Source organism: Streptomyces sp. NBC_01381, from assembly GCF_026340305.1.
In the GTDB taxonomy this organism is placed as follows: Bacteria; Actinomycetota; Actinomycetes; order Streptomycetales; family Streptomycetaceae; genus Streptomyces.
This window is the reverse complement of sequence record NZ_JAPEPI010000001.1, coordinates 4,651,882-4,662,735: the sequence shown is the minus strand read 5'-3', so window position 1 is coordinate 4,662,735 and position 10,854 is coordinate 4,651,882. Positions and strand designations below refer to the sequence as shown.

The window sequence follows — 10,854 nt, the reverse complement described above, 5'->3', positions numbered from 1 at the left end:
CCCGGCAGTTCGATGTCGACGGGCGAGCGGTCGGAGGCGGGCACGGCGATGTGCAGCCTGCCCGGTCGCATGCGCAGCCGAATGCCCCAGTGCCCCTGGTAGCGCAGTGCGAAGCCGTACTCGGAGAGTTCCGGGAGCGGCACCGGGTCCAGCCAGAGGGCGCCTCCCCGCGCCTCCAGGCCGGTGAGGCCCCGTTGCACGAGGTCGAGCGTGCCCGCCATGGCACCGAGGTGGATGCCCTCGCCGGTGGTGCCGCCCTGCAGGTCGGCGATGTCGCCCGCCAACGCCTCCTGAACGAACTTCCAGGCTCCCGCGCGCCGCACCCTGGCAAGGACCCAGCCGTGCACGAGGCCGCTGAGGGTGGAACCGTGGCTGGTCCGCCGCAGATAGTGGTCGACCGTGCGCTGCCAGGTGTCCGCGTCCAGTGCGTACCCCAACCGGTCGAAGAGGGAGCGCAGTTCGGCCGGGGCGAACAGATAGCCGAGCATCAGCACATCGGCCTGCTTGGAGGCCTGGTAGCGGTTGACCGTGTCGTCCTCGGCCTCCAGGATCCGGTCGAGGCGCCGGATGTCGCCGTAACGGGCGCGGTATCCGTCCCAGTCCAGCTCCGCCAGATCACCGTATCCCTCGAACTGGCTGATCACCCCCGCGTGGAACGGCACATGCAGGGTGCGCGACACGTCCTCCCACAGTTCGATCTCCCCGCCGTCGAGCCCGATCCTCTCCACGAGTTCCCGCCTTCGCGGCTCGGGCAGACCACGCAGCACCTCCAGGGCCCGGGCGAGGACCCAGGCCGCCGTGACATTCGTGTACGCGTTGTCGTCGAGCCCCGGCTCCGTGGCGTCAGGGTAGGCGTCGTGGTACTCGTCGGGACCTACCACCCCGCGGATTCGGTGCCTAGCGAGGTTCTCGTCGTACGTCGCCGAGTCCGCCCAGAAACGGGCGATCTGCAGCAGCATCTCGGCGCCCTTGGTGTGCAGGAACTCGGTGTCACCGCTCGCCTCGCAGTAGCGCCACACGTTGTACGCCACCGCCGAACCCACATGATGCTGGAGCCGGGAATTGTCCGGCAGCCAGCGCCCCGAGCGCGGGTTGAGGTGCAGCTCCTGGGTCTCCTCACGGCCGTCGCTGCCGCTCTGCCACGGGAACATCGCCCCCGCGCGGCCGGCATCACGTGCCGCCGTGCACGCCTGCTCCAGGCGTCGGTGCCGGTAGGTCAGCAGAGCCCGGGAGACCTCGGGGAAATGCAGGCTCAGGTAAGGCAGGACGAACAGCTCGTCCCAGAAGACATGGCCGCGGTACGCCTCGCCGTGCAGCCCGCGCGCCGGCACTCCGACGTCGAGGTCGGCGGTGTGCGGGGAGAGCGTCTGCAGGACGTGGAAGTGGTGCAGGCGCAGGATACGGCCCGCCTCGCCGGGCACGTCCAGTTCGGCCCTGCGCCACAGCTGGTCCCATGCGGTGAGGTGCGAGTCGAGCAGCTCCTCGAAGCCGGGCGCCCGGCCGACCCGGTCGACGGCCGCCTGCAGGGGGTCGCTGATCGCCGGGTCACGGGAGGTGTGCAGGGCGATGGTCTTGTCGACGGTGACGGTACGCCCGGGTTCCAGGTCGAGATCGAAGCGTTGAGCGGCTCGGCCCGCTTCATGCAGCGTCGCGGCCCTGGCGGAGCCCGCCGTCGTGCGGGCGGCCAGTCCCACCCGTACGTCGGAGGTTGTCGTGCGGCAGCGGAGCCACACGATGTCGCGACCGTCGCCGTCTCCGGTGTGGACGTGCGTCAGGTGCTTGGAGTTCAGCTGCCGGTAGCGCGCCACACCCGCGTTGCTGACGCTCCCGTCCAACGCCGCCTCGACCTGCAGGACGGCGGGCGGACCCTCTAGGCTGAACTCGGTTCGCAGCAGGGCGAGATGCGGATCAGCCATGTGAACGACGCGCAGCTGGCGCACCGCCAGGGCCCGCCCCTGCCCGTCCTCGTAGCGCAGGTTGCGTTCCAGGACACCGGACTGCACATCGAGGGACTGACGCAGCGCGATCAGCGCGGTCGAGTCCGGGGTGAGCCACTCCCCCATCTCGTCACGGTCCTTCAGCCGGTAGCGCAGAGGCAGCCAGTCGGGCAGGTTGACCATGTCCTCGTTCTCGACCTGCCGGTTCGCGACGTGCGAGGTGAGCCGGTTGTAGCAGCCCGCCACATACGTCCCCGGATAGTGCGTGTCGTCCGCCGGGCATTCGGGGGCCGCCCCCCGAGTGGCGAAGTAGCCGTTGCCCAGCGTGCACAGCGACTCCCTGAGCCGCTCCTGTGCCGGGTCGTACCCCCCGTACTCCCAGACCCAGTCCTCGATGGGCTCCGTCATGGCCCTTCCCCTCCGTCCAGAAGTTCCCCGAGGTCGTCCACAACGATGTCCGCACTGTGCCGCAGCAGAGCCGCCCTGGTGCCGGCCGCCGCGTTCCTGTCCACGCCGATCACCACACGGAACCCGCCACGCCGCCCGGCCTCGACACCGGCCAACGCGTCCTCTACGACGGCGGCATCCGCCGCCGGCACACCGAGGCGGCGAGCCGCCTCCTGGAACAGCGCGGGATCCGGCTTCCCGGGCAGTCCGAGCCGGGCCGCCTCGGCGCCGTCGACGAGCGCATCGAACAGCGACAACACCTCTGCGTGCAGGAGGAGTTCGCGGGCGTGCCGGGAGGCGGAGGCCGCCGCGAGCGGAATGCCTTCGGCACGCAGGTCACGCAGCAGGCGGACGGTGCCCGGGTAGGCGTCGATATGGCCCTTGCGCAGCTGCTCGACATAGCGGCACTCCTTGTCCGCGGCCACCGCCTCCACCGTCTCGGCGGGCAACCGCAGCCCGCGCGAGGCAAGGAAGGACGCGGCCCCGTCGAGACGCGACTTGCCGTCGACATACCGGAGATAGTCCTCGCGTACGTCGAACGGCCGTCGCTGTTCGGGCAGTTCGGGCAGATGCTCCACCAGGAACGCGTCAAAAGCCCGTTTCCATGCATCGGCGTGCACCCGCGCCGAGTCGGTGATCACCCCGTCGGTGTCCAGGACGACTCCCCGTACGCCCCGCAGTGCGGCCGGGATCACAGGCGCGCGGCTACGTAGGTGGTCAGGTCCGACAACCTTTGGCAGTACGCCCATTCGTTGTCGTACCAGCCGAACGCCTTGACCAGACCCGCCTCCTCGAACGCGGCGTTGACCTGCTCGGCGGTGGCCTCGCGCCGCAGCACCACCGTCAGATCGGTGAGCGATCCGTCCTCGACCGGCACGCGGACCGCGAGGCCGTCGAGCACGCCGTCGAGTTCCGGCACGACCTGACCGACGGCGCGCGCGGCGCCTGTACTGGTCGGGATGATGCTCAGCGCGGCCGAACGGCCATCGTGAAGCACACTGACCATCGGCACTACGCAGTTGGTGGTGCAGGAGGCCGCGGAGACCACATGATGCCGGTCCGGCTCGTACGTGTCGTCGTGCGAGATGTCCGCCCGCACCCTGCCGTACGTGGAGTCGTACTCGAGCAGGTGCGCCGGGGTCGCGGGCGGGGCGATGTCGTTGACCGCGACCCCCTCGATGGCGTCGCTCTCGCGCCTGCCCAGGGCTACGCGCAGACGGATGCGGCCGATACGGCCGCAGCCGTTGATCCCCACACGGATGGTCATGAGCAACTCCTTCTCGTGACCGGCGTGTTGGCACGGTCCGGACTGTGGGCGTGGGCCCTCCGAGTGCGCTTTTGTGTCACGCTCCCACCGCCGGGCTGCCCGGGGCAGGGGCCGATCGGGCCCCGATCGGGGAACGCCCGGACCATGGCCCGCCGTGACGGCAGCCGGTTCGGTTCTGGTACTGGATCGCGTTCACCGTCAATGTGCCATGGCCCCCGGCAGTGTCTGTTCGGCCCAGATCACCTTGCCCTGGGGGGTGTACCGGGTCCCCCAGCGCTCGGCTATCTGCGACACCAGAAACAGGCCCCGGCCTCCCTCGTCCGTCGTCGCGGCGTACCGCAGATGCGGCGAGGTGCTGCTGCCGTCGGCCACCTCGCAGATCAGCGTGCGGTCGTGGATCAGCCGTACGTGGATCGGCTCGGAGCCGTAGCGGATGGCGTTGGTGATGAGCTCGCTCAGGACGAGTTCCATGCTGAAGCCGAGCTCGGACAGGCCCCACTCGTCGAGCCTTCGGGACACGGCGTCGCGCATCCCCGCGACGGCGGCCGGGTCGAGCGGCACATCCCAGTCGGCGATCCGGTCGGACGGCAGTCCCCGGGTGCGGGCGATGAGCAGGGCGACGTCGTCCTGGGGACGCCCGGGCAGCAGCTCGTCCAGCACGGCCTGGCAGCTCTCCTCGGGCGAACGGTCAGGGTGGCCCGCCAGCGCATCACGCAGCAGTTCCATTCCCACGTCCAGGTCGCGCCTGCGGTCCTCGATGAGGCCGTCGGTGTAGAGGACGAGCTGGGCGCCCTCCTCGAGCTCCAGCTCGGCGGTCCGGAACGGCATGCCGCCGAGGCCGAGAGGAGGCCCGGTCGGCAGGTCCGCAAAGGTGACGGTGCCGTCGGGGTGGACGAGTGCGGGCGCCAGGTGCCCCGCACGCGCCATGACGCAGCGACGCGTCACGGGGTCGTAGATCGCGTACAGGCAGGTGGCCCCCACGACGCCCGCGGCACCGTCCGTACCCACCTCGTCCTGGTCGATCCGGCCGACCAGGTCGTCCAAGTGGCTCAGCAGCTCGTCGGGCGGCAGATCGAGTGTGGAGAAATTGTGCACCGCGGTCCGCAGCCGCCCCATCGTGGCGGCCGCGTGGAGGCCGTGGCCGACCACATCGCCGACGACCAGCGCCACCCGGCTCCCCGGCAGGGGAATCACATCGAACCAGTCTCCGCTCACGCCCGACTGGGCGGGGAGGTAGCGGTAGCCGATGTCGAGGGCGCTCTGCTCGGGCAGGGCCCGCGGCAGCAGGCTGCGCTGGAGGGTCACCGCCACGGCGTGTTCGCGGGTGTAGCGGCGGGCGTTGTCGATGCCGACCGCGGCACGGGCCACCAGTTCCTCCGCCAGCGACAGCTCCTCCTCGTCGAAGGGCTCGCGCTGCTCGGAGCGCCAGAAGTTGGCCATGCCCAATACGACGCCGCGGGCCTGGATCGGGGCGGCGATGAGGGAACGGATGCCGTAGTCGATGATCTCCCTGGTGCGCTCCGGGTCCTGTGCGTGCCAGCCCGTGGCGGTCGACAGGTCGGCCACCAGCTCGGAGTGGCCGCTGCCGTAGCCGCGCGCCTGGGGCGTGGAGGGCAGAAAGTCGATCAGCCGGCCCTTTTCATAGAGCGGATGGTCGTCCCGGATGCCGCACACGGCCGTGCGTCGCATGACCGGTGTGGCGGAGGCCGGCTCCTCGCCCTGCAGCACGGCGTCGACCAGGTCCACGGTGACGAAGTCGGCGAAGCGAGGGACGGCGACCTGTGCCAGCTCCTCGGCGGTGCCACGCACGTCCAGGGTGGTGCCGATGCCGAGTCCGGCGTCGTACAGCAGCTTGAGCCGTTCCCGTGCGATCTCGGCCTTGCCGGTCACGGCCTGCAGCTCGGTGGAGTCACGCAGCGTCACCACCGTTCCCTCGGGGCCTCCGCCGCGATCCGTCGGCCGCTGGTTGACCGCGAGGAGCCGCTCTCCGGCGAAGTGCACCTCGTCGGTGACCTCGCGTCCGGAGACGAGCAGAGCCACCGTCTCGGGATCGAGGCTCGACAGTTCCGACACGAGCCGCCCCTCGACGTCCGGGGGCAGCTCCAGCAGCCGTTTGGCCTCGTCGTTCGCCAGCAGCAGCCGTCCGTTGCCGGCGACGATGAGCACCCCTTCGCGCACGGAATGCAGTACCGCGTCATGGTGCTCGTACATGCGGGTCATCTCGTCCGGGGCCAGGCTGTGGGTCTGCCGTCGCAGCCGCCTGCCCACCAGCGCCGTCCCGCCGGTGGCCACCGCGAGCGCCCCGGCCCCGGCGCCCAGGATGATCGGTAGTTGCCGGTCCACCTGATTGGTCACGTTCTTGACCTTCAGCCCGGCGGAGACGAGGGCCACCACCTTGCTGTCGGCGTTCTCGACGGGGACGGTGGCCTGCACCTCTTGGCCGAGCGGGCCGTGGACGCTTTCCGTGTAGACCTCCCCTGCCAGCGACGGTCCGATGGTGCCCACGAACCGCTTGCCGATCAGGTCCGGCAGGGGGTGGGTGTAGCGGATGCCCTTGGTGTCCATGACCACGATGAAGTCGACGCCGGCGGCCTTGCGCCCCACCTCGGTGAGCGGCTGGAGAATCTTGGTCGGGTCGGGGCTCTGCAGTGCCGCCAGGACACCGGGAGAGTGCGCGAAGGTCTGCGCCACGGCTACAGAACGGCGCTTGGCCTCGTCTTTGGTGTCCCGCTCGGACTGCAGGACGAGGGCGATGACGGCGCAGGCCACGAGCAGCACTACCACGGCCACCTGGAGCACGAACACCTGCCCGGCTACGCTTCGCGGACTCTTGCTGACAAGTGGCCTGAGCAATAGGCGACGAAAACGGGCGAAAAGACTCGCCATGCAACCTTTCTAGCACTGGCGATCCGAAGGGGCCAGGGCCCGCCCGAGAAGTGATCCCCACCCGGCCAGACCTTGGGCGACTGCTCAAGCCTGCATCCCACGACCTCTGCCATTCCGGCCACTGCGGCACCCTGGTCGGCGGGATCCACCGCACACGAGTGCATACTCCAGCAGGGATAAATGCCCGCTTCGACCGATATGATGCATTTTGTGATCGCGATCGGACGGCTGCGACGCCGGCGTCCGCCCTACGGCGACAGGTGGGCCGCTGCCCATCTGTCACCGATAATCCTTACCGTCCTCATCGCCGGCCTGGCGTTCTCCACACCGAGGCAGATCGCCTTCAGCCGCCTTCTGCCCGCCGCCCCCGCCCTCGCCGCCGCGATGTGGCCCGTGCTTCCCACGATCCTGTTGGGGGCGTTCTGCCTGCTGGTCATGATCAGCCTGAGCTTCTTCTACGCCGACCTTGGTACGCAATACACGGCGGCCGCGATCGTCGCAGTCACCTTGGCGGCTGCATACGCAAGCCATGTCCGACTCCAGCGGGAGGAGATCCTCTTCCAGGTCCGGCTCGTCGCCGACGCGGCCCAGAAGGTACTGCTGCGCCCCTTGCCTCGCCGCTTCGAGGACATCGAGATCGAGTCGCTGTATCTGGCGGCCCAAGAGCAGGCCCGGATCGGCGGCGACTTCTATGAGGCGGCCGACACACGCTACGGGGTCCGGCTGCTCATCGGTGACGTTCGGGGCAAGGGCCTGTCCGCGGTGGGGGCGGCCTCGGCGGTGATCAGTTGCTTCAGGGAGGCCGCGTACGACGAGCCCGACCTGAGGGGCGTCGTCCATCGTCTGGAGACCAGCATCGGCCGCCATAGCGCTGCGTTTCTCGCCCCGGATCTGCCAGAGCACTTTGCCACCGCTCTCATCGCCGAGATCCCGCACGGCGGCGGCCACGTCAGACTTCTCAACTGCGGGCACCCCCCACCACTGCTTGCGCATCGCGGGAACATCCGCGTCCTGGAGCCCACCACCCCCTCGGCGCCTCTCAACCTCGCAGCGCTCATTGGTGACAACTACTGCATCGACACCGTGGCCTTTGCCCAAGGCGACCAGCTGCTGCTCTACACCGACGGCGTATCGGAGACCCGGGACCGCACCGGCGAGTTCTTCCCGCTGCCGGACTGGATGCGGCAGCAGGGCCCGGAGCAGCCCCGCGAGCTGCTCGACCGGCTTCACCGGGACCTGCTCCACTACAGCGGCGGAAGGCTCGACGACGACATCGCGGCCCTCGCAGTGAGGTGCCAGAACGCCCAGGGCCAGGAGCACCCGACGTAGGTGGCTCACCAGCAGTCCCGGCAGATCCGTGTGGCTGCACGCTCAGCAGGTGAGCGGAATGTCGCCTGACTCGGCACGCCACGCTACGGAAGCCCCTTCACATTGTCCCCGAAAGTCCACCCCTTGGACCCGTCCCAGTTGATGGACCACGTCATCAGGCCCTTCAGCGCGCCGTTGTAGTGGTTCCACGCCTGGGCCACCAGGTTCGGGGCCATGTAGCCGCCGCCCGCGCCCGGTTGGGCGGGCAGGCCCGGGACCTGTTTGTCGTAGGGGACCTTGATCGTGGTGCCCTGAACGACCAGGCCCTTGTTCAGGCAGTCCGTCTGGGCGGTGAAGCCTTCGACGGTTCCGGCGGAGTAGGAGTCGCCGGAGCAGCCGTACATGCTGCCGTTGTAGTACTGCATGTTCAGCCACCAGAGGCGGCCGTTGTCGGCGTACTTCTTCACGATGGGGAGGTAGGCGCCCCAGATGGAGCCGTACGTCACGCTGCCTCCGGTGACGTACGCCGTTTCGGGCGCCATCGTCAGGCCGAAGTTGGCGGGCATCTGCGCGAGTACGCCGTCGATGATGCGGATGAGGTTGGCCTGCGAGGCGGACAGGTTGGCGATGTTTCCGCTGCCGACCAGGCCGGTCTCGATGTCGATGTCGATGCCGTCGAAGTTGTACTTCTTCAGGATGGGCACCACGGTCTCGACGAACCGGTCGGCGACCGTGCTCGAACTGAGGTCGATACCGGCCGTCGCGCCGCCGATCGACATCAGGATCGTGGCGCCGTCCGCCTTGGCCTGACACATCTCGGCGGGCGTGGCGACCTTCACCGTCGAGTCCATGCCGTCCTCCCAGAGGACGGTGCCGTCCGAACGGATCACGGGGAACGCGGCGTTGATGACGTTGTAGCCGTGGTCGCGGATGCGGGTGTCGATGATCGGGGTCCAGCCGAACGGCGGATGCACGCCGTTGGCGGCGCCGTCCCAGTTCTCCCAGTAGCCCTGAAGCACCTTTCCGGCGGGCTTCGACTTGACCGCGCAGGTCTCGCCCTGGACGGTGCGGCTGTCCTGGGCGGTACGGCTGTCCTGCGACGGGCCCGGCGCGGCGCCGACGAGCGTCGACACGGCGACGACCATCGCCAGGCCGACCGCGAACAGCCGGGACGGCGCGCGGAGCGCGGTCCGGGAAACCTGGGGGCGGCGAGAGGTTCTGGGTGACACGCTGACCTCCTGGACTGTGGTGCCTGGAGACGCCTGGAGACGTACGTCGTGCGGTGCGCCACACCGTAAAGTGGTCCAGACCTACCGTCAATAGGTCTGGACCAGACCGCCCGAGAGCACCCGAGAGCGCCCGAGCAGGAGGCCGACCCCCTCGTGAAGAATCTCAACTCCCTTGACCCACTTGCCATCTCGGCGACCGAGGCGATCCGCAAGGGCGACGTCCAGGCGCTTCGCCGGCTCCTCGCCGATCACCCCGGTCTGGCCTCCGGCACCATCACCACGGAAGGCCCCGCCGCGGGCGGGCGGAGCCTGCTGCACATCGCGGCCGACTGGCCGGGGCACTACCCGCAGGCCCCGGAGGTCATCGCCGCCCTCGCCGCGGCGGGCGCCGACCCCAGCGCCCGGTTCGTCGGCTCCCACTCCGAGACGCCGCTCCACTGGGCCGCGAGCAACGACGACGTCATCGCCCTGGACGCGCTGATCGCCGCGGGCGCCGACATCGAGGCGACCGGCGCCGTGATCGGCGGCGGCACCCCGCTCGCCGACGCCCGCGGCTTCGGCCAGTGGCGCGCGGCCCGCCGCCTGCTGGAGCACGGCGCCCGCGCGGACCTCCAGGACGCGGCGACGCTGGGCCTGCTCGACCAGGTCGAGGCCTTCATCACCGCAGCCGAACCGCCCACCGGCCCGGCGATCACCAGCGCCTTCTGGGGCGCCTGCCACGGCGGCCAACTCCCCACCGCGCAACGCCTGTTCCAGCAAGGGGCGGACCTCGACTGGATCGGCTACGACGACATGACACCCCTGGACATCGCCCGCGCCCAGGACGCCGACGACGTCGTACGGTGGCTGCTCGCCCAAGGCGCCAGCACCCGGGCCGAGTTGGGGAACGTAGAGCCAGAGTGACGCGGCCTCCAGTCAGGTCCCGCTCCGGATCGTCACCCCAGGGGGCATGCCTCCGGCCGTTGATCCCTCAGATCGTCTTGACCGTGCCGCCGTCGATGACGTGGTCGGCGCCCGTGATGTTCCCGGCCACGTCGGAGAGCAAGAACGTGATCAGGGACGCCACTTCCCGCGCTTCGGTGATCCGCCCGGTCGTGATGCCGAACGCGTCGGGGATCTGTGCGAGGAAAGCGCCGTGCTCGGCCCCGGCACCGGCGGCCACCTTGCCGCCGAAGCCCTCGGGGTCCTCCCAGATGGCGGTCCGCACCACGCCGGGCGAGACCGTGTTGACGCGTACACCCTTCGGTCCGAACTCCTCGGCCAGTGACTTGCCGAGGGCGGTGAGCGCCGCCTTGGCCGCGCTGTAGGCGACGGGACCGGCCGCGGGGAGCCGGGAGTTGATGGACGAGACGTTGACGATCGCGCCACGCCGCTCGATCAGGCTGGGCAGCGCGGTACGCGTGACGCGTACCGCGCTGAGCAGGTTCAGGTCGAAGATGCCCTGCCACTGCACGTCACCGGTGTCGAGGAAGCCGACCGGCTCCACCGCGTCACCTGCGCCGACATTGTTCACCAGCAGGTCGATGCCGCCGAGTTCGGCGAAGGCGGCGTCCATGAGGGTGGCCACCCCCTCGGCGGTGCTGAGGTCGGCGGAGACCGTGAAGGCGCCGGTCTCCTTGAGTTCGGGGGTGATGGTGCGGGCGGCGCCCACGACGCGTACGCCTTCGTCGATCAGCGACTTGACGGTGGCCAGGCCGATGCCGCGGCTCGCGCCGGTGACGACGGCGGTCTTGGAGTTCAGGTCGAGCTGCATGGTCTCCCCGGTCCTTGGGTGGAGTTG

The 10,854-nt window shown here is 69.7% G+C and carries 8 protein-coding genes; 2 read left to right on the top strand and 6 right to left on the bottom strand.

The window, feature by feature from the left end; translation table 11 throughout:
• The 4 genes from OG453_RS21665 to OG453_RS21650 all read right to left on the bottom strand — a co-directional run.
• Positions 1 to 2,345, bottom strand: a 2,345-nt coding sequence (locus OG453_RS21665; protein ID WP_266869648.1) for a glycoside hydrolase family 65 protein, incomplete at its 3' end; no start/stop codon positions are given.
• Entirely contained in the window at positions 2,342 to 3,133 is a 792-nt protein-coding gene (locus tag OG453_RS21660) for an HAD-IA family hydrolase (protein ID WP_266869647.1), read from the bottom strand. The genes OG453_RS21660 and OG453_RS21665, both read right to left, overlap by 4 nt.
• On the bottom strand, positions 3,076 to 3,651 hold the full coding sequence (locus OG453_RS21655) for a glyceraldehyde 3-phosphate dehydrogenase NAD-binding domain-containing protein (RefSeq protein ID WP_266869646.1): 576 nt from the start codon (positions 3,649 to 3,651) through the stop codon (positions 3,076 to 3,078). The genes OG453_RS21660 and OG453_RS21655 overlap by 58 nt, the downstream gene beginning before the upstream one ends.
• Positions 3,652 to 3,849: 198 nt before the next feature.
• On the bottom strand, positions 3,850 to 6,537 hold the full coding sequence (locus OG453_RS21650) for a SpoIIE family protein phosphatase (RefSeq protein ID WP_266869644.1): 2,688 nt from the start codon (positions 6,535 to 6,537) through the stop codon (positions 3,850 to 3,852).
• A gap of 210 nt (positions 6,538 to 6,747) precedes the next feature.
• Here OG453_RS21650 and OG453_RS21645 point away from each other — a divergent pair, with 210 nt between their 5' ends.
• Positions 6,748 to 7,866: a PP2C family protein-serine/threonine phosphatase gene (locus OG453_RS21645; RefSeq protein WP_266869643.1), complete on the top strand. Its 1,119-nt coding sequence runs from the start codon at positions 6,748 to 6,750 to the stop codon at positions 7,864 to 7,866.
• An 83-nt stretch (positions 7,867 to 7,949) separates the two neighbouring features.
• Here the strand turns inward: OG453_RS21645 and OG453_RS21640 are convergent, their stop codons facing one another.
• Positions 7,950 to 8,990 (bottom strand): chitinase, encoded by a 1,041-nt coding sequence (locus OG453_RS21640; RefSeq protein WP_266869961.1) that lies wholly within the window; start codon positions 8,988 to 8,990, stop codon positions 7,950 to 7,952.
• A 237-nt stretch (positions 8,991 to 9,227) separates the two neighbouring features.
• Between OG453_RS21640 and OG453_RS21635 the strand changes: the two genes are divergently transcribed.
• Positions 9,228 to 9,977 (top strand): ankyrin repeat domain-containing protein, encoded by a 750-nt coding sequence (locus OG453_RS21635; protein WP_266869642.1) that lies wholly within the window; start codon positions 9,228 to 9,230, stop codon positions 9,975 to 9,977.
• A 67-nt stretch (positions 9,978 to 10,044) separates the two neighbouring features.
• On the opposite strand, the gene OG453_RS21630 is transcribed toward OG453_RS21635, so the two are convergent.
• Positions 10,045 to 10,827 (bottom strand): oxidoreductase, encoded by a 783-nt coding sequence (locus OG453_RS21630; RefSeq protein ID WP_266869641.1) that lies wholly within the window; start codon positions 10,825 to 10,827, stop codon positions 10,045 to 10,047.
• Positions 10,828 to 10,854: the final 27 nt, after the last annotated feature.